Here is a 23,733-nt window from a genome sequence, read left to right as displayed (position 1 = left end):
ATACCCAACGACCCTCCGCGTGGGGCATGATGGTTTCGGGGGAAGCGCAACCGCAGGGTGCTCCCTACACGATGTGGTGAATTGAAGGAGGAAGCAGTATGAAAGGGAAGGTCAATGGTTTATTCCGCTGGCGGGCCGCGGCAGCGGTGCCCCTGATCGTCGCGGTGGTCGGCTGCAGCAGCTCGGATGGGGGAGGGACCACAGCCGCGACCGCGACGGCGCCCGGTACAAGCACGAGCCCGTCGGCATCGGCATCGGCAAAGCCGTCGGAAGCGCCCAAAGTAGAGAAGCTGGACAAATTGACCTACTATGTCTATTTGAACAGCAATGCGGCCGCCAGCATCAAAAATTTGGGCGAACACGAGGCCTACAAAAAGAAAAAGGAATTGACCGGCGTAGACGCCGAGTTCATCCACCCGCAGAGCGACGAATCGTTCAACCTGATGATGGCTTCCAAAAACTTGCCGGATATTATCGAGGAAGGCTGGATCTCCCTTGCCGGCGGACCGGAAAAATACATCAAAGACGGCAAAATCATCCGACTGAACGATTATATCGACCAATACGCGCCGAACCTCACCAAGCTACTGAAGGATAATCCGGAGATGCGGAAACTCATCAGCACGGACAACGGCTCGATCTTTGCCTTTCCCTTCTACCGCGGAGACGCTTATTTGCTGACGTATAGCGGCATCGCGCTGCGCAAGGACTGGCTGGACAACCTGGGGCTGAAGATGCCGGAGACGATCGACGAATGGTACACCGTCTTGAAAGCGTTTAAGAACGGAGATCCGAACAAAAACGGCAAAGCCGACGAAATACCGCTATATTACAAATGGAGTCAGTTTGGGTTCCAGGCGGCGTGGGGGATCAAGAACGATTTCTACCAGGAGAACGGCGTCGTCAAGTACGGCATGCTTCAGCCGGAATTTAAGGAATACATCACCCTGCTGAACAAATGGTACAAGGAAGGTCTGATCGACCCGGATTATGTGACGATGGACAACAAGCTGCGCGATGCCAAGCTGACGGGAGACCAACTGGGCACCCTGGTTCAGAATACGGTAGGCAAAGAAAATGCGCTCATGAAGGATAAGCACCCGACCTTTGAAATCAAGGCGGCGCCGTATCCGGTATTGGTCAAGGGAACGAAGCCGATCATCGGCCAGCAGGACCCGTACTTCGATGGCACAGGCGCGGCGATCACCACATCGGCCAAAAACGTTCCCGCCCTCGTGCAGTGGCTGGATTTCAATTACGGTGACGTGGGGCATAAGCTGTTCAATTTCGGGATTGAAGGCATGACTTACAACATGGTGAACGGCGAACCCAAGTTCATTGCCAGCGCTCTCGCCGACACGAGTCTGATGGGCCGCACGACGCTCTCCTCCGCATACGGTCCGTTCGTTCAGGATAAACGCTGGATGGAGCAAAGATCGGCAGCCATGAAGAACGGCGCCGATTCGCTGACCACCTGGATGAATGCGGATAATAAAAAGCATCTGCCGCGCCTCACCCCGACCGCGGAGGAGAGCACGGAATACGCCACGATCATGAACGATATCAACACGTTTACCAAAGAGAAGCTGGACAAATTCGTCATGGGCGTAGAGCCGATGGAGAAGTTCGACGCCTTTGTCAAAACGCTTAAGGATATGGGGATCGAACGCGCGGTCGCCATCCAGCAAGCGGCGTATAAGCGCTACCAACGGCGTTGATCACCCGCGAATCGGAGACGACTATGCAACTGCCTATGCGAAACGGAAATCGGGCGACAAGGAAAGGGGCGGGCGGCGCGACCGCCCTTCCTCCTTACCGGACGCGGCTGCTGCGCGATTTGGGACGAAACCGGCACATCTATCTCATGGCGCTCCCGGTCGTGGCGTATTACCTGATCTTTCACTATTATCCGATCTACGGGCTCCAGATCGCATTTCGCGATTACAGCCCCAGCGTCGGGTTTCTTTCCAGCCCGTTTGTAGGCTTCAAGCATTTCCTGACCTTTTTTCACAGCTATTACTTCTGGCGGCTGATCAAAAATACGCTGCTGATCAACTTTTACGAGCTGCTCTTCGGTTTCCCGCTGCCGATTGTGTTCGCCCTGCTCTTGAATGAAATCCGCCGAAACTGGTTCAAACGAACGGTTCAGACGATCTCCTATCTGCCGCATTTCATCGCGGTCGTGATCATCGCGGGGATGATTACGGACTTCACGGCCCGGGACGGGCTGATCAATCAACTCATCGTTCTGCTCGGCGGCGAAGCGATCCCGTTCCTGCAGAAGCCCGAATGGTTCCGCACGATCTATGTCGGCTCCGGAGTCTGGCAAGGGCTCGGCTGGTCGACGATCATCTACCTCGCGGCGATCGCGAATATCGATCCGACGCTGTATGAAGCGGCCAAGGTGGACGGGGCCGGACGGGGCAGGCAGGCGCTGCATATCACGCTGCCGGGCATCATGCCGATCTGCATCATCATGCTGATCATGCAATTCGGCTACATGATGAGCGTCGGCAGCGACAAGATCATTCTGCTGTACAATCCGCTTACCTATGAAACAGGGGATGTTATTTCATCCTATGTTTATCGCAAGGGGATTCTGGAAGCCAACTACAGCTTCAGCACGGCAGTCTCCGTGTTTAATTCCGTCATTAATTTCACGCTGCTGATTCTGGCGAACAAAGTCAGCCGACGCGTCTCCGAGACGAGTCTATGGTAAAGGGGAGATCGAGATGAAGATGAAACGCAGCCCGGGCGAAATCTCCTTTGACGCGGCCAACACGATTTTCATGCTGGCGCTCATCGCCGTGACGTTGTATCCCTTTCTATACATCGCCTTCGCCTCCGTCAGCGACGCATTGGAATTGATGAAGCACCGCGGACTATTGCTTTCGCCGCTGGGCTTTTCCCTTGACGCCTATAAGACCGTATTCGCCAACAGCCGGATTCTCACCGGTTATCAGAACACGATCTTCTACGTAGCGGTCGGCTCCGTCTTTAATCTGTTCATGACGAGTCTCGGAGCATACGTGCTGTCAAGGCGCAATCTGCTGCTGAAAAACCAACTGATGATCATGATCACGATCACGATGTTTTTCAGCGGGGGGCTTATCCCGATGTACCTGCTGATCCGCGACCTCGGGCTTTACAACACGCGCTGGGCGCTTATTGTTCCGGGTGCGATCAGCACATGGAATTTGATCGTCATGAAGACTTCCTTCCAGGCCGTGCCGCACAGTCTGGAGGAATCGGCGAAGATTGACGGAGCCCATGATTTCACGATTCTGTTTCGCATCATCATCCCTCTCTCATTGCCGGTCATGGCCGTTATGCTGCTCTTTTATGCGGTTGGCCACTGGAACGCTTACTTCGCCGCCTTGGTCTATTTGACCGATGCCGACAAGTTTCCGCTGCAGCTTATCCTGCGCGAATTGCTGCTGACCAACAATATGATGCAGGAGATGCTGACCGGCGTCGATTCGACGGAGCGTTATCAGGTCGCCCAGACGATCAAGTACGCGACGGTAATGGTGGCGACATTGCCGATCTTGCTGCTCTATCCGTTTCTGCAAAAATATTTTGTCAAAGGCGTTATGATCGGATCGTTGAAGGAATAGGTATTTTCAGGCGAAGGAGTCGGGATTAGTGCAGAAATCGGTTAATCATGGGACCTCGGTGCATTCGTCATGACGGGGGAGCTCGCGATACAGGTTCGCCCGGTCGCCCGGGACGATTGGGCCCAGGCGATCCGGCTCGTGAACGAGGTGTTCCGCGAAGAAGGGGAACGCACGATGGAGATCGCGTTCGCCCGTTCGTTCTCCGATTCGCTCGGCCAGTCGATCGGCGCCTTCGCGGGGGACCGGATCGTCGGCTTTATGGGCCTCGTGCCGTCTGTCATGCGGATCGGACCGGCTTTCGTCTCCGTGTACCAGTTGGGCCAGGTGTGCACGCATCCCGAATGGCAGGGGCGCGGCGTGGCGAATCGGATGATGGAGGCGGCGATCGCCCGGATCGAAGAAGCCGGGGCGTCGTTGTTATTCGTGTCCGGCGCCCGCAGCCTGTACGCCCGGCACCGCTGCTTGCGCTACGGCGGGATGGTGAAGGCGGCGCTGGGACGAGAAAGCGCGGAACGGCTGGGACGGCTGACGGACAGCGAAGAAGTGGTGCTGCGGGAGAGAGTGGCGGCCGATTGGTTTCGTTTGCATGAGCTAGACCGGGGAACGGCGGTGCGGTTCGAGCGCAGCATATGGGATCTGGCCGATCTGATCGCCTCCGAGGCGTTTGCCAGCGGCGAGCGGCAACGGCATCGCGTGTATGTGGCAGAGCGCGACGGTGACCTGCTCGCCTGCATCGTCGTCCGTGTGGCACGTGATCGGGAGCGCGGAAACCGGATGGGGCTGGTGGAGTGGGCGGGCGATACGGAGCGGGTGGCCGCGCTGGTCGGCTATGCCATGAAGCTGCATGCTGCGGAGGCATGCGAAGTACCGTTTGGCTGGCAGGAGGAGGCGTTGCGGAGGCAGCTGGAGGCTGCAGCCTGCATCGGCGACTCGCAACGGATGCCCGGTACGATCCGGGTGATCGACTCGGCGCGGCTGCTGGAGCAGTTGGAACCGTTCTATCTGGCGCAAGGAGCTGTCGGGAGGTTGAAGCTCGTACAGACCTGGCAGGACGGGAGTGTAACGATCGGATGGACGAAGGGCATCGGCAAGGGAGCGCGTGCACCGGGCGAAAGTGAGGATGGCAGTGAAGGATTGGCGACACTGAGCGCCCAGCAATGGAGCGATTGGCTGTTTTCACCGGCGGAGAGCGAGTTGGACGCGGTATTGCGCGAGCTCGAGGCGCGGTGGGGGCGAATTCCTGTGCCGCTGCCGTATCCCGGCGGGTTGAACTATGTCTAGCTATGAAAGAAGGGCATCCCGAGCGGATGCCCTTTTTCATGTGTGACGCGGAACCGCAACTTGTCGTTAATGATAGTGAATTTCGACGTCTCCTCGGTCGATTGCCTGCAGCAAGTTCAATATCAATACGACGGCTTCCGCTCGAGTCGAGTTGTCGTTCGGGGCGAATGTGTGATCGTCTCTGCCTTGAACGAGGCCAACGGTTGTTGCGGTAGCTGCCGCATCATGCCCCCAAGCCGGGATTCGATCGGCATCGACGTAAGCCAAGCCGCCGGTTGCCGATTTTACGCCGACCGTTCGCGCGATGATCGCGGTCATTTCCATGCGGGTAATCGAACGATCGGCACGGAAGGTATCATCCTCGTAACCGACGATCCACCCTTTATCGATTGCCGCATAAATATAAGGTTGGGCCCATTCGGGCAACAGGCTGTCATCCGCCAAGGGCTGCCGTTTGCTTCCCGGCATCTCCAGATGAAGCGCCCGCCCCAGCAGCGTAACGAATTCGCTTCGCGACACTTCCCGCTGCGGACGGAATGTGCCATCGGGGTACCCCTCGACGAACCCGAGGCCGACAGCCTGCACGATAGCCTGGGCCGCCCAGTGTCCGGCGATGTCGGTCAATGAAACCGGCACGAACGGATCTTCCACCTGCAATTCGTTGTCGGTCTCGTAAACCGTCTTGCTCAAATCCGAGGCGATCAAGCTGACTTGATGCAGACGAATCGCGGAATCCCCATTATGCAGCAGCTTGAATACGAAAGTGACGAGCTTCAGATCCCCCGACTGGCCCGGTATTCGGCCAAGCTGGGTATGGGCGAATCGAATCTGTTGCCCGCTTGGGACAGGTTCGGTCGACATGCCCGGAAGCTCGCTGTGCGCATCGATCAGCTGCAAGTTCCGAGGTTCAACCTCCAGCCTGACTTCGAAGGCATACACATCCGAAGCGTGCCGAGCGAACAGGCTAACGACGAGTTCGTCTTTCGTTTCGGAATTGGCAGGATCGAGACGAAACAGAACATCTTCCCGGATAGCGGCGTTGTCGGCGTTATCGGCCATAAGCGCAACAGGCGATGCCGCGCAGCAACACAAGGCCGCTATGCATACAAGGAAGAGGATTCGGGAGGGTAATCTTATTTTCATTGGGAAGCGCTCCTATCCTGTTCAGCTTGAATGGAAAAAGGGGGAAGACGAAGCATCTTCCCCCCATAAACCTTTCGAACTACTCGAGCAGCCAATCGTCCAGAATCATCTGGGCAATCGCAGCAATCGCCTGAATCGTAATTTCCCCTTCGTTCAGCACGTCCGCCCGCTCGATTTCACTCCAACTCGGGTCGTCGTGAGTTACGCCAAAGTAACGCAGGATGATGGACAAGTCGGTAATGGTAACGGCTGTTGCGCCCGGCACAAGCGTGACGATCTTGGTTGAGAATGTCGACAGAGCCGTCTTCAACGCCGCATCGGCTTGATTGACCTGCGTCTGATTCGCGGATGGAAGCGCGTATATACCGCTCGCCGTTGCGATTACGCCAAGCAGAGCGTCTCTCGAACCGGTCTGGTAGAGTCCGACCCGGTTGCCTTCCGCCGTTCTATTGTAGCGATTCTGCGCCGAGGCAATGGTTTCGGCCAAGATCGTTCTGTCAACGGCGTCAATTGGAATGACGGCCAGATGGAACGTATCGATTGCCTGCAACAGCGCTTGCAGAGCCGCATTCACATCGGTTTGTTCCGCATGAATATTCACGCTCACGGTTGTTGCGGCATTGATCGCAGCCAACAAAATCGTTTTGGAGCCTTCGGCGTATTGACCCGGCAGCTCGCCTTCCGTCGCTTCATCGTGAAGGGCTTGCGCGTTGCCGATAGCCGCAACGAGCGCAGCGTTGTCCGCCAGGCGAATCTCGAACGAATAGCCTGCCTCGCCGGTGTCTAGCGAAACCGACGTGTTGAATAAAGACACATCGAATTTCTCCAAGGTCACGTCGGTATCGCCTAACGTTGCGCCATCCTTCACTGCGCCATGCAGCTTGAATAACGAGCCGACGTTCCGGACGGCGTTCTGCTCATCTTGAGTGAACGCAAGGATGCGAATTTTCCCCTTGGCTTCATTGACGGCGCTCATGACCGTATAGTTCGGCTTCAGCAGCTCCAATGCCGATTCGGCCAACGATACGGAAGCCCCGTTCGTTACCGTGGCGAAGGAGAGATCAGCCGGATCGTAGTCGAGAATCGCATCCAATGCAGTGAAGCTGCCATTCAACGCGGCCACCCCGACGGTCAAATCCAGGTCGCTGCCCAAGGGCAAGGAGTCATGGTTGCCGGTGATGCTGGCCGCTCCAGCGGTCGGCGGCAGCAGCGGGCCGTCGTTCATCTTGTGGAGAACGATATAATCCAGGTTTAAGCCGGACGATACGTTGGTCATTCGAATCTTGTGCGTGCCTGCCGCCAGATCGAACAGAAGATCGTTGCCTTCGCTATCCTGCAGCAGGGCGTTGTCGAAATCGCCCCAGCCGCCGAGCGTCCTTGGATAGTGGAACGTATACGTTTCTCCTCCGTCTACTTGAAGGTCTCTAAGCGACAGGGGCACCGAGGATGAATATTTCATCCCGATTCGATAGCTGCCGGATTCCGGAACGTTAAATTCCCATTCCAGCAGATGACCGGCATTGTCCCAGTTGTAGAACATGTTCCCGAGCGGATTCCCGGTCGTATGCGATTGCCCCCGATCGGCGATCGTTACGGTTCCGCCGCTCTGGAAGGTGAAATCTTCGGCTTCGATAAGAACCCCTTGCTTGAATTCCGCGTCTTCGGTTGCCACCGGCGTGATTTTGACGCTGCCTGGCACTACCGTATTGGATGCAGCGGAGGACAAGCCGGACCCCACGTCATTGACCGCTTTCACCGTGAAGGTGTAGGCCGTATTGTTCGTCAAGCCGGTGAACACGATAGGGCTTCCCGTGCCGCTCTGAACCAGATTTCCCGGCGAGGCCGTCACGGTGTATCCCGTAATCGCGCTCCCCCCGTCGTTCACCGGCGCCGTGAAGGTGACGGTCGCCTTGCCGTTGCCCGCTGCGGCGGTTACGTCGGTTGGCGCCCCGGGTGCGGTTGCCGGCGGGACCGTAATGTTATCTTGCAGTTGTCCAATATAAATAGGATTGTTGTTCGCATCATGCAGATGCACATATTTTCCAACCAGCGTCTCCTGATAAAAAATCCCTTTGCGAATCTTCGCGCTTACTTCATGGTTTGCCCAGTTCTGGATATCCAGGATCGTAATCTTCGTCGATGCATTATAATCGGCGTTGTCCGTAATCTCAATCCGGGCTGCCGCTCCGGGTCCAACCGCCTGGTAAATATCGGCGAAGTAAAGCTCGGTGTGGTCGGCGATATTGAATTGTTCCACAAAACCGGGTATCGTAAGCCGGTCGTAGCCAACGACAGGCGCATTGGCTGCGGTCCACTGCCCAATGTCCTTGTAGCTCTTGGAATCAACCATCCCCGTGCTCGTATCGGTCAATCGATACAAGCCGTCCGATCCTGCCGCCGAACCGGGAGTTGGACCGCTCTTCACCCAGAATTGCTTGAGCATCGGCGATGATCTCCATCTTTGGAGGTCATTGGGATCGCGCATGCGGCTTCTTGACGTGGTGTCAAAATAAGAGATGGGGCTATCGTTGGACATAACCTTCCATCCGTCCGAGAAATATTTTCCGTTAATGTCCCATCCGGGCGAACTGGAGAAAACGTCGGATTTAGTATTCGAATTATATCCATCTGCATCCAGATAGTGCCAAATCCCCTTGATTCCCCAGCTTCTCGTGGCCGCAAGCAATTTGTCCTTCGCATTGTCCTGATGCTCGGCAGGCCAGTAGACATAGTAGTGCTCGTAAAATTCGGTATGCACCTGATTATCATAAACATAGATCTTCTTGACAGGCGTCCCTATCTCGAGCCCCTTGCCGTAAGGCAGCTCCGGCACAGCTCTTACGTAAGGCGAACCGACTTCATTCGCAGGCTGTACCGTTCCTCGTCCTACGGGGACGTTCGCCGACAGCTGCGTACCCGGAACCTCATCCGACAACGATTGCCGATAGAGCATCGTCGGACCGAGGTTGCCGAAGTCATACGTTCCATCCGTGGATACGACGAGCTCGCCGCCTTCGACCAGGCCGCCTTCCGCATGCCAGCCGAGCTGGGCATTGCCGCCGGATACGTACGCCGGATTCACGTCGTAGTCCTTGTCGATCTTCTGGGTGCTGATGACGATATTGTCGAAGTACCGATTCTGATCCTGGGGAGCCCCGTTGTTCCAGAAGTTCTCGAACAGGACCGTATTGATGCCGTACGCATCATAATTGCCTACCCAGTTCATTCCTGTCTTGCTTGCCTGCAGCGTATTATTGATCCAATATTCGAACACGCCGTTCGATTGTCCCGCGTCATTCAGCTTAATATGCACTTCAATGCTGTACCACTTGCCGACGTAGTCCGAACTGAAGATCGGGGTTAGTCCCTTTTTTTGGTTCAGCCAGCGCAAATGGTCAAAATCATTGTATTCGGTGCTCAGCAGATTGCCGGTCTCATCCGTTCCCGATGCGGGGTCCAGGAGCAAGTAATCCTTGTCCGGATTTCCAGGTACGCTGTTGCCGCTCCATACATGACCGATGAACGGCTGTGCCCAATTCTCGGCAAGCGAAGTGACCCTTGACAGCTTGTAACCGCCGCCGCCAATCCAATTCGCATCATTTTTCAGATACATCCGGTAATAAAGTTCACGTATCTTTTCTCCGTTGTGCGAGACAGGCGCTTCATAGGAGCTCGGCGTTTTGCCGAAAGCGACCTTCATGCCGCCCGCGCTCTCGATGCCTTGTTTGAATGCCCCTTTTACAGCCGTAGAGCCGTTCCAGCCGGCACCGGCTGTCCGATTATTGCTGACGAAACTTTTCCCCTCAAAATATTGCGCGCTGCGATCCTGTTCGAAATCGTCGCAGAAGATCCAGGCCGGATCGGGATTGGCGCACTCATTGACAGGCGCAGGCTGAATCCATTCGGTGCCGGGAATATTCGGCAGCTGCAAATCTTCCGAGTATGACACGCCGCTTGCTTGCGCCGAGGGCAGGGCGGGAGGATTGACAACCATTCCGGCCATCAGGGCGCCAATGACGATGAACATTTTAAGCATATGAAAAAGCTTGTTACCCTTCCTGGTTTGTAACGACACTCACTTGTTCACTCCCTCCAATTTTTCATACAACGGGACAAGGCCACATCGATATCGGCTGCCGTTTTGCGGGCAACTTTCCTCCTTTCACCCTGTGTAATCGCTTACCTCGCCAGTATAAGGGATGGTTTCCAGCCAATTAAATGCCCAACTTTTATGATTGATTCCCTATAATTAATTCGGGACGATTGGAACTCGGTAAGAGAAGCTTGCGGGGTGGGGAAGAGAGTGCCGCGGCGGAGGAAGGATCGTGCGCACGCAAAATAGCCAGGCAAGGGAGCTGCCTCCCGCCTCGCTTGTGAGGGTGTAGGTGCGCGGAATCGTCTGGTTCACCGAATGCCGAGCTGCTTGCGATAATCGGAGGGGGAATAGCCGACGACTCTTTTGAAGACGCGAACGAAATAACCGTAATCCGTATAGCCGACCGCGTCCGCCACTTCATACACTTTGGCATTCGGGTCGCTGAGCATCGAACGGGCTTTGGAGATGCGCAGCTCGGTTACGTATTCCACAAAGGTTTGTCCCGTCTCCTCCTTGAACATGCGGCTCAAATAGGGGGAGGACAGGCCGCTCTTCTCGGCCGCTTCCAGCAAGGACATGTCGGGATCGGCAAAGTGCGCTTCGATGTAGTCGAGCGCTTTGACCACCATATGGTTTTTGCGCCAATTGCGCCGGGTGAGCAGCGACTTGATGACCGCCCGCAGCAGCTCCCGGATACACTCGGCATCCCGCGGCAGGTCGCCGGTAAAATCAAGCGGATGAAAGGCCTGATCCGGCAGCCGGGCGCCATAGCTTTCGTGAATATGCTCATTCATCGTATAGAGCAGCAGATGAAGAAACTCGTAGGCATCTTCGGCGTGCCGATCGAGCTGGAGCCACTCGCCGGCCAGCGCTTCCCACTCCGCCTCGAAACGAGGCAGATCCGCGAGCCAGATCGCTTCGGCCAGACGCTTCGTACGGTCGCGCCACATCCCCAGCCGTTCGAATTGCCGGGGCAACCGATCCTGCTTCTGGACGATCTTGCGCTCCAGTTGACGAATGACCCGTTCCAGGTCATCCGGCTGAACAGGCTTCAGGAGATAATCGTGGACTCCCAGCCGCAGCCCTTCGCGTACGTAATCGAAATCGTTGTGACCGGAAAACAGTACAATTTCCAGGTTCGGGAGCAGTTGGCGCGCCTCGCCGACAAGCTGCAGGCCGTCCATCACCGGCATGCGGATATCGGTCATCAGGATGTGCGTTCCCCCCGTCTCCCGCAGCAAACGCAGCGCTTCCCGCCCGTCCCGCGCTTCGCCGGCAATCCGGCAGCGGGGAATCTGTTCGAGCATCCTGCATATGCTTTGCCGAATCCAGCGCTCGTCCTCAACCACAACTATTTGCAGCATGCTTACACCGCCTCGTTGTTGTCCGGGATCACGATACGTACGACGGTACCGCCTGTCCCCGAATCTTCAATCCATATGCCGTATGGTTCTCCGTACACAAGCCTGAGCCGTTTATGCACATTGTACAAGCCGATGCTTCCCGCTATCGCCCACTGGGCATCGTCCACAAGCGTGTCTTCCGTCATTCCGCGAAATTGCGCATTGTACCGTTCCCGCACATCGGCGGGCATGCCCTGTCCGTGATCGATCACGCGAATTTCGTAGCAGGCTCCGGCGCTCCGGCCGATCACCGCCACATAGCCCGGATGTTGTCCGTATTGCTGGTAGCCGTGAAGCAGCGCGTTTTCCACCAGCGGCTGCAGCATAAGCCGAAGGCAGGGAATCGCCTTGAGCCGCGCCTCCGCCTCCATTTCGATCACCGTTTGCAAGTCCTCGTACCGTTCTTTCTGAATATCCAGGTACATTTCGATGTAGCGAATTTCCTCCTGCAGGGACACCATTTGCGTATCGCTTTCCAGGCTGTACCGGAACAGGTTGGCGAGGTTGGCGGCGATCCGGCTGATCGGCCGCACCCCCTCCAGAATGGCGATGGAGTGAACCGTTCCCAGCGTGTTGTATAGAAAATGCGGGTTGACTTGCGACTGCAGCGCGATGAGCATCGATTCCTTTTGCCGCACCTGCATTTCCTTTGCCTTCAATTGCGAGGTATGCTCGACGCGAATCAGCCGGCGGTATTCGTCCATCATCGTATTAAAACTGTGGAAAAGCATGCCGATTTCGTCGCTGGCTTTCTCCGGGGCGCGCACGTTCAGGTTGCCGGCTGCCGCCCGTTTCATCAACTGCTGGATAAACGACAGCGAACGGATCAAATAGTACGTAAAGCTGCCCATCATCAGCAAAACCACGATGGCGATGCAGCCGAAGATGAGAAAAGCCGCCGTTCTCAATCGAACGAGCCCGGAAGTGAGGTGCGCCATCGGCGTTTCCAGCACCAGTGTCCACCCTGTCAGCGCGGAGGTGCTGTAGCTGACGATGCTCTTCTGCCCGTCGCTCCCGTTCACCCGGAAACCGTTCTTGTCCGCGAATTGGCCCATCATGGTTTTGTCGGCGAATGTGCCGATCAGGCTGTTTTGCGGGTGGTAGTAATATTGACCCGATTCGTTCACGATGAAGGCTTCGCCAACCCCGTCGACCGAAAGGTTGCTCATGATCTCCTGAATCTTGGTCAATTTCAGATCCACGATCAGAATCCCGCGATGGGCGGACTGGTTGGGATCGGAAATGATTTTATAGAAGGTCATGACGGGCATGCCGTCGATCCGGTTGATGCCCTCAACGGTAAATTTATCCGTGTCCGTCTCGCGATCGAGGAGCTTTAAATAGCTGCGGTTGCGTTCCCCCATCAGGGAATTGTCCCGGCTGCTCAGGTCGAGGCCTTCATGCATGATAATGGTGAAGTTGTAAATATCTCTGCGGCTGGAATACAGGTCCTTATAAAGCTCGCTTCTTATTTTCTGCTGCAACAGGAACTGGCCGTAATAATCGTCGGGCTCCAGGCTGAGAAAGCTCTGGATCGCCGGATTGAGCAGGAACGGAATGGCCAGGCGGTCCAGTTCGGAAAGATAGGAGTCGATCGATTTATTCGCTTGCTCCAGCAGCACTTTGCCGTAATAAGAAGCGTTCTGCTCGATCGTTCGCTCCGTGCGGTCGTACCATAAATAACCCAGCAGCAAGAAAGGCAGAAACAAACTGACCGTGACGACCAGGGTAAGCTTCTGTTTCAGCGATAATTTCATGGGTTTCCGCCTCGGAGGTTGGTTTGCTGACGCATGTCCTTTCGCAAAATCATACCACGCGGGCAGATCGTTATAAACACGCGGGGCTCATTCTTTTACCGCTCCCAACATGGCCCCTTTGACAAAGTATCGCTGAATGAACGGGTAAACCAGAAGAATGGGAGCCGTCGCGAACAGGATCGTGCCGGCCTTGATCATCTCGGGAGTGGTGTGGCTTGTCGCTTCAACGGTGTTTAGCGTGTTCTGCGCCATATCGTTCACAATCATATTGCGCAGGATGATCTGCATCGGATACAGCGTCGGCTTGCTGATGAATACCAGGGCATTAAAGTAGTTGTTCCATTGATAGACGGCGTGGAACAAGGCTATCGTCGCCAGCACCGCCTTGGACAACGGCAGCACCATCCGCGTAAAAATGCCGAGCTCGGTGCAGCCGTCGATTTTCGCGGATTCAAACACTTCGACCGAAATGCCTTCAAAGAACGATTTCAGGATCAAAATATAAAAAGCGCTGAGCGCGCTGGGGATCATGAGCGCCCATAACGTATTCTTCATCCCGAGCGCCGTCACGAGCAAATAACTCGGAATCAGCGGAACGGAAAAAATAAACGTGATGATAATGGCCGTCAGGATCAGCTTGCGGCCTTTCATCCGCGGCCGCGACAGGGAGAAGGCCAGCGTCGAGCCCAGGCATAAGGTAATCAAGGTGCCTGCGGCCGTAATGATCAAGCTGATCTCCAGCGATCTCCATATGGACGATAAACCGAACAACTTCTCGTAGACGCCCCAACTGAATCCTTTCGGCCAAAAGGCAACTTCCTTCGTATTGACATATCGCGGGGAACTGAGCGAGATCGCCAGCAGATTCACCATCGGAGCAATCATCAAGAGGCTGACCAGCAAAAAGAACAGATTGTTGAGCGTCTGGAATACTCGCTCCGACTTGTTCGATACCATCGATGCCGCTCCTTTCTAATAGATGCTTTCCCCGGTCATTCGTTTGCTCAGTTGATTCAGGCTGACAATCATGAAGAACCCGATGACCGACTTGAACAAGCCGACGGCGGTTGTAAAGCTGAATTGTCCGCCGAGCAATCCGGACCGGTACACGTACGTATCGATGACTTCTCCTACCGGGCGAACGAGCGGATTAAGCAGCACCAGCAGCTGCTCTACATTCGCGTCCAGGATGCCGCCGATCCGGAGCAGGAACAGCGTAATGATCGCCGGCGAGATGGAGGGGATGGTGATCGACCACATCCGCCTCCAGCGGTTGGCGCCATCGATGACGGCCGATTCGTACAATTGCGGATTGACGGCGCTCATTGCAGCCAAATAAATGATCATGCCCCATCCGACTTCTTTCCAGATGCCCGAGCCTACGACAATCGTGCGAAAAAAACCTTTTTGCAGCATAAAATCAATGGTGGGCAGGTCCAGGAAATGGAGCAGCCGGTTGAACACGCCATCGATCGTCAACAGATTGATAAAGATGCCGCCGACAATGACCCAGGACAAAAAATGCGGCAAATACAGCAACGTCTGCACGACGCGCTTATAGGACGAGAAGCGAATCTCGTTCAGCAGCAAGGCGAATATCAACGGCGCCGGAAAACCCGCCACGATCTGATACACCCCGAGCAGGACCGTGTTTTTCAATATATTGACAAACTCTTCGTAACGAAACATGAAGGCGAAATGCTTCCATCCGACAAAATGGCTATGCATGATTCCCTGAAAGATGTTGTAATCCTGGAAAGCGATCACATTTCCGAACAAGGGGATGTACTTGAAAATGACAAAATAAAGCAAGCCGGGCAACGCGATCAGCCAAAGAATCGCCGTGTCGTTCGTATAGAGTCTGTTTCTCGTGTTCTTCATCGGTTATTCCACCAATCCGTTTCGTGCTGGAAAAGCAGGGGATGCCCCGTGAGGCACCCCGGCGTTCATCATTTGCGGAAATTCGCGGCGTTGTCAGTTGCCGTAAAACTGCTTGTGCCATGCCGTTGCTTGCTTGATCGCTTCGTCGCCGCCACGGCTTTTCCATTCCTTCACGAACTTGTCGAACTCGGCGTCGATGTCTACATTGCTGGTAATGACCTTCGCGAACATTTCCATCAGCAGCGTGTTGCCGCTTCCGAAGTTCGGCAGCAATTCCGGCCGTGTTTTGAATGCTTCCATGACCGGCATGTACATGGCTTCGGATTTGATTTTGTATTTCTCGGCAATCTCATAGCCTTTGATCAGTTTCGGCGCGAATGGATTCAGCTTGATTTGTTCATCGTTATTTCTGCTGACGCCCGAAAAATTCATATTGTACATATACAGCAGATTTTCTTCATTTTTGGCGTTGTTGGGCGAGGTGATATCCCATTTGACCTTGCCGTCGACCATATCGTAGTTATAGCCTTCGATGCCGAAGGTGAAGAACTTCTGCACTTCCGGGCTGCCCCAGACGAAGTCGAGGAATTTGATCAATCGTTCCGGATTTTTCTCCTTCGACGGAATGACCCATACCCGGTAAAGTCCCGTGGTCTCCGGATACGTCCCTTGTCCTCCCGGCCCGAGCGGAGGTTCGACAATAACCGGATCGGCATTCGGATTGCTGAAGTTCGACGGCGCCCACCACGTTGCCGCGTTGTCCACGAAATGCAGCCAGCTGCCGGCCTTATCCTTATAGATGGCCGCCTGCCAATCGGCGAGTTTGTTCGTGAACGAATTCGGCGGAATGTAACCGTTCTTGTACATCATTCTCCAGAACGCCAGGGCGTCTTTCATCTTCGGGGTAATGACGGACGGAACGAACTGGCCGTCCTGCATCACCCAGTAATCCAGCGCAACGCCGAATTGATAGAAAAACTCCGCGCTGCTGCTGAAGTTTTCCCGCACCTCGAAGCCGTACTCGTTGTTCGGATCGCCGTCGCCATCCATGTCCTCGACCTTGACCTTCTCGAAATAGGCGAGCCAGTCATCCAATGTTTTCGGCATGGGCATATTCAATTTTTTCAGCCAGTCCTGGCGAATGTACAGCGCTCCCAGCTCCGAATGCGGCGACAGCAACGGAATCGCGTAAATCTTTCCATCGACGGATACTTGCGGCGACTTCCATACTTTTTCCGGTATTTTCGCTTTCAGGTTCGGACCGTATTTATCGATCAAGTCGTTCAATTGCAGGAAGGCTCCTTGCTTCACCGCATTCGGGTGCGCCGGCGAATCGATCCCGGTTGTAGCGATCAGGTCTTTCAACTCGTTGGAGGCGAAGCGAAGCGTCAATTGCGTGCTGTAATCGGCTGCATTCAGAAACTCGAATTCAAGATCGGTTCCGGTTAGCTCCTCCAGTTTTTTGACATAAATGTTTTCATTCCAGTTGCTCACGTTCGGCGTATTGCCCGCCAGGTTGTAGGACAGGACGCTGATTTTCGGTCTTTCCGCCGGCGTTGCGGAAGAGGACGGTTTCGAGGAGACTGCCGCCGAGCCGCTCGCCGCGGGAGAGGTGGCGGACGGTGTGCCGCCGCCCGAACAAGCCGAGACCAATAGCAAGACGCTTAACGTGCCTGGTGCGAGCAACTGAATCCGCTTACTTTTCATCGCGCTAACCCCTTTGTTTACATTTTGCTTGCAAGTTCATCCTACCAAACAAGGCGAACGGGAAATAAGGCAATAATTTATAAAACTATGGTTGTTTTTTTTCATGAAATCATAATTTCCTGCATACCGGCCGTCCAAGCGGCTTGGTACAATCAGATTGATCGGACCGAAACAACGAGGAATGCAGGGAGGAAGCGTGCATGGGGAGTATCCCGGAAACAGGGTTGTTTTTTGATGCGACCTGCAGAGTCGGCCGGAGAGCCATTGTTCATCCCGGGTCGTTCTATGAAACGGATGTGCTGTTGGAACGAATGAAAGCGTGCGGAATCGGGGAAGCGCTTGTGTATCACAACATGGCGCGGGAATATAGCCCGGAAGTCGGCAACGAGCTATTGGCTCAAGAAACGGCAGGGCATGCGGAGCTGCACGGCGTATGGGTGGCGCTTCCTCACCATACCGCAGAATTTCCGGAGCCGGAAGCGCTCGTCAGCCGGATGAAACTGGCCGGCATCAAGGCGGTACGCATGTTTCCGGCGGCAGCGGAGCATAACTTCAGTCTGGAAGCGTGGAGCTGCGGGGAGTTGCTTGAATCGCTGGAGCACTGCCGGATTCCGTTGTTCCTTGGCATGGACCAGCTTGGCTGGAACGATCTGTTCGAGTTGTGCCGAAGCTATCCCGCGCTTCCGATCGTTCTGACCGAGGTTAATTATCGCATGGACAGGCGGCTTTATCCGTTGCTGGAGCGTTTCCCGCAGCTGCGGATCGAGACGATCGGCTATAAAGTGCACCTCGGCATCGAGGAGTTATGCAAGCGCTTCGGCGCCGAGCGGTTGCTGTTCGGCAGCGGAATGCCGCTTTATTCCGGGGCTGCCGCGGTAAGCATGGTTCGTTACGCGGGCATTGGCGAACGGGAGAAGCGATTGATTGCGGGAGACAACTTGCGCGCCATGTTGAAGGAGGTGCGGTTATGACGATGCGATCCATTGCGGACCGGGCAAGAGCAGGCGAGCCGCTTCGCGACGTATTGATTATCGACTGCCACACCCATATGGGGCGTTGGCCCAATTTTCATATTCCGCACGGCGGCAATGCCGAGAGCATGCTGCAGGCCATGGACACGGTCGGCATTGATGTCGCCTGCGTTACCGCCATGGCGTCCGTTGGCCCCGATTATCGATACGGCAACGATCTGGTCATGGACGCGCTGCGCCGTTATCCCGAACGTTTCGTTGGTTATGTGACGATTAATCCCCATTATCCGGACGGGGTGAAAGCGGAGCTTGACCGGTGTTTCGCGGTTCCCGGCATGAAGGGGATCAAGGTGCATCAGTCGTTTCACGGAGTGACGATCGATTATAAAACCTATCATCCTGCTTATGAAACGGCGGAGGAGCGCGGTTGTCCGGTGCTTATTCATGTATGGGGGCACGCCGATGTAGCGGCGGCATCCCGCATTGCAGCGCATTATCCGGGAGCGCAGATCATCATGGCGCACGCGGGAGCGGAGGTTCGCGCGATGGAAGAAGCGATTGCGGCAGTCAACCGCCTCGACAATGCTTATGTGGATTTGGCGCTTTCCCTCGCTTACGAAGGCAACGTGGAATGGTTTGTGCGGGAGATGGGGGCTCACAAAATATTGTTCGGCACCGACATGCCGTTCTTCGACCCGCGCCCGACCTTTGGCAGGGTAGCCCTCGCCGATATCCAAGAGGAGGAGAAGCGGGCTATATTCGGTCTCAACATGAAACGACTGCTGAAGCTGGAATAGGAGGGGGCGGACCAGGGGAGGACCCGCGCCTCCTCACGGAGGCGATAAGGAAGCCTCATTTCACGATCCGGAACGAAACGGTCGTGCCGTGGCCCGGCCGGCTCTCGATATGGAGACCTTGCCCATACAACTGCTTCAACCGTCGGTCGGTGTTGATCAGCCCGATCCCGTTTCGCTCCGCGGCGGACCGGCGCTCCAGAATGCGCTGAAGGGTCGCGTCGTCCATCCCCGCGCCGTCGTCGGCGACGCTGACCTCCGCATGCCGCTCGTATTCGGCGATCCGGATGCCGATAGTCCCGCCGCGGGTTCGTTTCAGAATGCCGTGGCGAGCCGCATTTTCGACCAGGGGCTGAATGGATAGCGGCGGGACAAGCAGCTGCGAAGAGGCATTGACGTCCCATTGCACCTCAAGACGTTCCCCGAAACGCTCCTTTTCGATCGACAAATAGGCCCGGACCAGCTCCAGTTCGTCGTGCAAGGGAACCCGTTTGTCGGAGTTTTTGAAATCGTAGCTGGCGCGCAAATAGACGCCGAACGTATCCGCCAGCTTGCGCATGCGGTCCGTATCGGTTTCGCCGAGCGAAACGATGGCGCTGAGCGTGTTGAACAGAAAGTGCGGCCTGATTTGCGCTTGCAGCCAGGCTGCTTCCATGTGCATGCGGTCGCGGATGGACAGCGTCAGGTCGGTGAGCGCGCGAATGCGCGATTTGATTTCCAGCGCGTTCATCGGCTTGACGATATAGTCGTTGGCCCCGGCGAGGAAGCCGGTCTGGATGTCTTCGGGCTGGCTGCGCGCCGTCAGCAGCAGAATCGGCAGCTCGGACAAGGTATATCTCTCGCGGATGCGCCGCGTCAGCTCGTAGCCGGACATGCCGGGCATCATGACGTCGACGATCACCACGTCCCAATGGACCGCGTCCAGCATGGCCAACGCCTCGGTGCCGTTTGTCGCGGTGCCGAGCCGGTAGAGCTCGGAGGATAACGTTCGGGCCAGCACCCGCAGGTTGACCGGATCGTCGTCGACCGCCAGAATGCGGATTCCGTCGGTGCCGAGGGTTGGCATTTCTCCGGCAGCTTCGGGCGGAAGCGCGGAAATGTTGGCGGCTGCGGCCGCGACTTCTTCGCGGGCCGATGCGAAGGCGGCTTCCGGCGAAGGGGCGGCCGCCTCCGTTACATCCGCAGCCGAAGCTGCCGCAAGCGGCAGCTCGATCGTAAATATCGATCCGTTGTTTGGCGCCGATTCCGCTCGGATCGTGCCGCCGTGCAGCTCGACCAGCTGCTTGCAGATGCTCAGGCCGAGCCCGATGCCGCCGCCCGGCGACGTGATGCTCGAATCGGCTTGCTCGTAAGACTGGAAAATCCGGCGCAACGTCGCTTCGTCCATCCCGATTCCCGTATCGGATACGGTGATGCGCGCTCGTCCGTCTTGCGCCGTGGCGTCGATGACGACCTGGCCGGCCGCCGTAAATTTGACCGCGTTATGCAGCAGGTTGAATACGATTTGCATCAGCCGGTTCTCGTCCGCCCATAGCGGCGGGAAAGAATCCGGGATGCGGTTGACGAGCCGGATCGGTTTGCCTTCCGTCATGAACCGCAGCATGTCGAGGACGCCGGAAGCCAGCGCCTGCACGCGAACGGGAGACAGGTGCAGGATGACGGCATTGTCCCGCAGCCGGCCGATGTCGAGCAAATCGCTCAGCAGAAACGACATGCGCTGGCCAACGGTAATGAGCAGGCGCAGGCTGTCTTGGTGGTTCCCGTCCTTCCGGACACTTTCGTCGTCAAGCACCGCCTGGGCGATATTCAGCATGCCGTGAAGCGGGTTGCGCAGCTCGTGGGACGTGTGGGCGAGAAAGTCGTCCTTGCGCTTGTCCGCTTCCTGCAGCTTTTCGGCCAGCAGCTTCGTCTGCCTCGCGGAGCTGATGTGACGATTGAACCAGTACGCGGCCACCGCGAGCACAGTGAAAATCAGATCCAGCGGGTAGTTGCCGATTTCGCTAAAATATCCCGTCTTCAAGATGCCCCATAGCGCGTTTACGGCAATGGTCGCCCCGCCGATCAGCAGGAAGATCGCGTTCCGCTCGCCGCGCCTGACGGCGCGAAACGCAAGCGTCGGCACGGCCAGAATGGTGAAGAGATACAGGGGCAGATTGAAATAGCCCAGCCGCATCAGCGTATGCAGCGGCAGGAACAAGGCAATGCCGGCCGACAGCGCGCAGGCGATGCCGAACCAGCGGAAGCGGCGGGAGAAAGCCGGTCCGCCCAGCAGCTGTCCGGCATAACGGAACAGGAAATAAATGATGCCTTGATAGGAGAGGTGAAACAGCCTGTACGACCATTCGAAATCGATTGGCAGCCAGACGAGCAGCAGACGGTCGGTGTCGATCAGGATCGACACGACTTCGCTCACGATGAGCAGGAAGAAGCTGATCAGACCGGGCATTCTGCCGCCGATGAACAGCAGAAGGCATACATAGAAGGCATGCATCAGCAGAATGGTGCAAACCAGCAGCTGCAAGCTCCGGGAAAACCATACCTCTTTTTCGACCGCCTGTTGGGTGCCGAATTTGACCGGCAAGGTGATGCCTCCCGTGGAGGCATAATCGAAATTGGCGACCTGGATGACGATTTCTATCGTATCGCCGGCAACGGAGAAGCTGGCCGAGTAGGGTACCCGGCGCGGCGTGTAGGTGTCGGCGTCGGTTCCCGGCGTGCCGGAATGGGCCAGCAAGCGTCCGTTCACGTACAATTCGGATGCGTTCTTGATCTGAGGAATCCGCAGGGCGAATAACCGTTCGCCGGCGTCGGGGATCCGGATCACGAGCCGATACGAGCCGTAGCCGATCGACGAGTCGCCTTCCGGGGTCAGCGCCTGCTTCCAGTTTCCGGGGACGCGAATATAAGTCGGCTTCGGCGGTGCAGGTTGCATGCTCTCCTGGCTATAGAAGGCGAACGGGTAAAACTCCCATTCGCCGTTCAGCGGGAACGTTCGGTTCGACGACTTGTCCCATGCCTTCAGGTCGAGGGTGCCCAGGGCCGCATCGGGATGGGGAGCGGGCGCCTGCCAAACGCTCCATGCCAGGCGAATGCCGGTGATGACCAACAGATAAATGCCGAGAATGAGAAAAATCCGTTTCGTTGTCATGACTGTTACGTTCGACAATCGGACCGGGTTTTCCTCTGTTGCGCGGGGCAGGAAGCTTGGGAGAAGATGAAGATATTGCAAGTATTTCTTGTCCCATGCTATACTGACGTCAACTTGCATAATTTTGGCAAACTAGAGGAACGTATCTTATCCCCGCATGCGGATTTGGATGCGTTCTCTTTGTGTATGCGGGGCGGCGGAAAACGGCAAACGCTGGAGGGAGCGCGGCTCGAACATTAACGGGGAGGTTCACTGTGGAAGAGTTTACGCCTGTGAAGAAAACGAATTTTTACCGTCGGCGGAATACGCCGGCCTATAGCTTTATGGCCTGGGCGGCTTTCGTCCTGGCGGCCGGGTTTGAATTTGTCGGCATTTATTCGCTCAAGCAGCCGCTATCCGTGCAAGGGTATTACGGCGTTTGCGGCATCCTTCTCATCCTGAGCTCGTTTACGCTGCAGAAGGTGGTTCGCGACAACGACGAGGACAAATTCATCAAGGATTCGATCAATGCCAACCACCGGATGAGAAATACGGGCGCCTTCACCTTTCTCGCCTGGGGAGGCTTTGTGATCGCGGTGCTTGCGGAGTACATCGGACTTTCCACGCTGGAAGAGCCGCTTTATGTCAAAGGGTACTATGCGATCGCCGGAGCGTTTCTGATCGTATCTTGCTTCGTGCTGCAGAAGACGATCCGCGACAATGAAGAGGACAACTACCATACGAACGCGGACGCGTAAAAGGGAGCGGCGTTTCCCCGAGAGAGCGGCCGCTTCGAAGAGAGCCACGATTTCGCACGGAGCGGCAGGCCGTGCGGTTCGGGCTTTTTTTTCGTCATATGCAGGCGATGCCCGGCGAAGGGGCGGCTTCTTGGCGCGAAACGAGAGGCTTAGACTTGCGTAACATACTTGGCGCGTGCGCGTTACTGGAGGTGGAAAGCGGCCATGGCGGAAAAAGCCGAAAAACGAATCAGCGATACGCGGGCATGGGCGTACGTGGTGCTGGGCGGACTGTTGGAGATTGTATGGGCAAGCGGGTTCAAATATGACGAGGTTCCCGGCATTGTTGTGCTTGCCGCCTTGTTGACCAGCTTCGATCTGATTATTCGCGCCAGCAAGGTGCTGCCGGTCGGCACGGTGTATGCCGTTTTCGCCGGGATGGGAACGCTCGGGACGACAGTGGTGGAAATGGCGATGTCCGGCGGCAACGTCAGCGGGTGGCGAATCCTGTTCATTCTGACTCTGCTGGCTTGCATCATCGGCCTGAAATTGTCGAGCAAGGAAGGGGGAGCGTAATGGACTGGATGCTGCTCGTAGCGGCCGGGCTGCTGGAGGTGGTCGGGGTCATCGGCATCAAACGCGTCGCCCGCCAAAACAACTGGCCCAACAATCTGATCCTGATCGTCGGCTTCCTCCTCAGTTTCCAACTGCTGGTCAAAGCGATGGATACGATCCCGCTCGCCACCGCTTATGCCGTCTGGACGGGCATCGGCACGGTCGGCGCCGCTGTTGTCGGCATGCTCTTTTTCAAAGAGTCGAGGAGTTGGCTGCGGATCGGCTGTATGTTGGGCGTTATTTTTTCGGTCGTTGGCTTAAAGCTGGTCGGTTGACGGGACTGCGCGGAAGATTCGCTTCTCCGATCGCGAAGCAAGTCATCTCGTGTGCGCCTGGTAACGAAAATAGCCCATAATAAATGGCTTATTTGCCCGATTTGGGGTGTCTCGTCGGAAATAGCCAGTGAAAATAGGGCTTATTTGCTCCGCCAGGCCCCCAAATCAGGCATTTCAGCCGAAATAGCCAGTGATTTCACTGGTTATTTTGGAGGGGCGGCCGTTTTTGGTGAAATAGGCAATAAAACAGGGCCTATTTTCAGGACGCTTGATCGGAGCGGCATGAAAAGCAAATTTGTTGGTTGGCGGAGGGGAGAATGCTGCGCTTT

General features: G+C 56.1%; 18 protein-coding genes and 1 pseudogene. 11 read left to right on the top strand and 8 right to left on the bottom strand.

Annotation, left to right across the window (positions count from 1 at the left end):
- Positions 1–98 precede the first annotated feature (98 nt).
- The 4 genes from EXY20_RS19055 (at position 99) to EXY20_RS19040 (ending at position 4,898) form a co-directional block, all read left to right on the top strand.
- Positions 99–1,718 carry a type 2 periplasmic-binding domain-containing protein gene (locus tag EXY20_RS19055; RefSeq protein ID WP_135553686.1) on the top strand — a complete coding sequence of 540 codons (1,620 nt, stop codon included), beginning with the start codon at positions 99–101 and terminating at the stop codon, positions 1,716–1,718.
- Between the two features lie 23 nt (positions 1,719–1,741).
- The gene (locus tag EXY20_RS19050; RefSeq protein ID WP_235886093.1) at positions 1,742–2,719 is read left to right on the top strand and encodes an ABC transporter permease; all 978 of its coding nucleotides are present in this window, start codon (positions 1,742–1,744) and stop codon (positions 2,717–2,719) included.
- Between the two features lie 13 nt (positions 2,720–2,732).
- Positions 2,733–3,617, top strand: a complete 885-nt coding sequence (locus EXY20_RS19045; protein ID WP_135553685.1) for a carbohydrate ABC transporter permease — start codon at positions 2,733–2,735, stop codon at positions 3,615–3,617.
- Positions 3,618–3,686: 69 nt separating this feature from the next.
- Positions 3,687–4,898: a GNAT family N-acetyltransferase gene (locus EXY20_RS19040; protein ID WP_135553684.1), complete on the top strand. Its 1,212-nt coding sequence runs from the start codon at positions 3,687–3,689 to the stop codon at positions 4,896–4,898.
- Positions 4,899–4,964: 66 nt separating this feature from the next.
- Here EXY20_RS19040 and EXY20_RS19035 read toward each other — a convergent pair whose 3' ends face one another.
- Positions 4,965–5,795: an S-layer homology domain-containing protein gene (locus EXY20_RS19035; RefSeq protein WP_167859365.1), complete on the bottom strand. Its 831-nt coding sequence runs from the start codon at positions 5,793–5,795 to the stop codon at positions 4,965–4,967.
- Between EXY20_RS19035 and EXY20_RS39075 the strand changes: the two genes are divergently transcribed.
- The gene (locus EXY20_RS39075) at positions 5,775–6,029 is read left to right on the top strand and encodes a hypothetical protein (protein WP_167859364.1); all 255 of its coding nucleotides are present in this window, start codon (positions 5,775–5,777) and stop codon (positions 6,027–6,029) included. The two genes, EXY20_RS19035 and EXY20_RS39075, sit on opposite strands and share 21 nt — an antisense overlap.
- A gap of 91 nt (positions 6,030–6,120) precedes the next feature.
- Here the strand turns inward: EXY20_RS39075 and EXY20_RS19030 are convergent, their stop codons facing one another.
- The 6 genes from EXY20_RS19030 to EXY20_RS19005 form a co-directional block, all read right to left on the bottom strand.
- Positions 6,121–10,077 (bottom strand): fibronectin type III domain-containing protein, encoded by a 3,957-nt coding sequence (locus EXY20_RS19030; protein ID WP_135553682.1) that lies wholly within the window; start codon positions 10,075–10,077, stop codon positions 6,121–6,123.
- A gap of 368 nt (positions 10,078–10,445) precedes the next feature.
- Positions 10,446–11,501, bottom strand: a complete 1,056-nt coding sequence (locus tag EXY20_RS19025; protein WP_135553681.1) for a helix-turn-helix domain-containing protein — start codon at positions 11,499–11,501, stop codon at positions 10,446–10,448.
- A 2-nt stretch (positions 11,502–11,503) separates the two neighbouring features.
- Complete coding sequence (locus EXY20_RS19020; RefSeq protein ID WP_135553680.1) at positions 11,504–13,297, bottom strand: cache domain-containing sensor histidine kinase; 1,794 nt, start codon at positions 13,295–13,297, stop codon at positions 11,504–11,506.
- Positions 13,298–13,384: 87 nt separating this feature from the next.
- Complete coding sequence (locus tag EXY20_RS19015) at positions 13,385–14,254, bottom strand: carbohydrate ABC transporter permease (protein WP_135553679.1); 870 nt, start codon at positions 14,252–14,254, stop codon at positions 13,385–13,387.
- A 15-nt stretch (positions 14,255–14,269) separates the two neighbouring features.
- Positions 14,270–15,178 (bottom strand): ABC transporter permease, encoded by a 909-nt coding sequence (locus tag EXY20_RS19010; RefSeq protein WP_135553678.1) that lies wholly within the window; start codon positions 15,176–15,178, stop codon positions 14,270–14,272.
- A 93-nt stretch (positions 15,179–15,271) separates the two neighbouring features.
- A complete protein-coding gene (locus tag EXY20_RS19005) occupies positions 15,272–16,885 on the bottom strand; it encodes a type 2 periplasmic-binding domain-containing protein (RefSeq protein WP_135553677.1) in 1,614 nt (537 codons plus the stop codon).
- Positions 16,886–17,085: 200 nt separating this feature from the next.
- Between EXY20_RS19005 and EXY20_RS39070 the strand changes: the two genes are divergently transcribed.
- On the top strand, positions 17,086–17,856 hold the full coding sequence (locus EXY20_RS39070) for an amidohydrolase family protein (RefSeq protein WP_167859363.1): 771 nt from the start codon (positions 17,086–17,088) through the stop codon (positions 17,854–17,856).
- The gene (locus EXY20_RS19000; RefSeq protein ID WP_167859362.1) at positions 17,853–18,653 is read left to right on the top strand and encodes an amidohydrolase family protein; all 801 of its coding nucleotides are present in this window, start codon (positions 17,853–17,855) and stop codon (positions 18,651–18,653) included. Before EXY20_RS39070 ends, EXY20_RS19000 begins: the two co-directional genes overlap by 4 nt.
- Positions 18,654–18,708: 55 nt before the next feature.
- On the opposite strand, the gene EXY20_RS18995 is transcribed toward EXY20_RS19000, so the two are convergent.
- Entirely contained in the window at positions 18,709–21,816 is a 3,108-nt protein-coding gene (locus tag EXY20_RS18995; protein WP_235886091.1) for an ATP-binding protein, read from the bottom strand.
- Between the two features lie 305 nt (positions 21,817–22,121).
- On the opposite strand from EXY20_RS18995, the pseudogene EXY20_RS39880 reads away from it, so the two are divergent.
- The 4 genes and pseudogenes from EXY20_RS39880 to EXY20_RS18980 form a co-directional block, all read left to right on the top strand.
- Positions 22,122–22,283 (top strand): annotated as a pseudogene (locus EXY20_RS39880) (YiaA/YiaB family inner membrane protein); the annotation flags it as partial.
- 36 nt (positions 22,284–22,319) lie between these two features.
- Positions 22,320–22,535: a YiaA/YiaB family inner membrane protein gene (locus EXY20_RS39875; protein ID WP_235886099.1), complete on the top strand. Its 216-nt coding sequence runs from the start codon at positions 22,320–22,322 to the stop codon at positions 22,533–22,535.
- A 204-nt stretch (positions 22,536–22,739) separates the two neighbouring features.
- Positions 22,740–23,090, top strand: coding sequence for a DMT family transporter (locus EXY20_RS18985; protein ID WP_135553675.1), 351 nt, complete (start codon positions 22,740–22,742; stop codon positions 23,088–23,090).
- A complete protein-coding gene (locus tag EXY20_RS18980; RefSeq protein ID WP_135553674.1) occupies positions 23,090–23,404 on the top strand; it encodes a DMT family transporter in 315 nt (104 codons plus the stop codon). The genes EXY20_RS18985 and EXY20_RS18980 overlap by 1 nt, the downstream gene beginning before the upstream one ends.
- The last annotated feature ends 329 nt before the right edge of the window (positions 23,405–23,733 follow it).

The sequence above is a fragment of the Paenibacillus cymbidii genome (assembly GCF_004764705.1).
GTDB classification, from domain to species: domain Bacteria; phylum Bacillota; class Bacilli; order Paenibacillales; family NBRC-103111; genus Paenibacillus_AN; species Paenibacillus_AN cymbidii.
The sequence above is the reverse complement of the archived record's forward strand: the minus strand, read 5'-3'. Positions and strand labels throughout refer to the sequence as shown.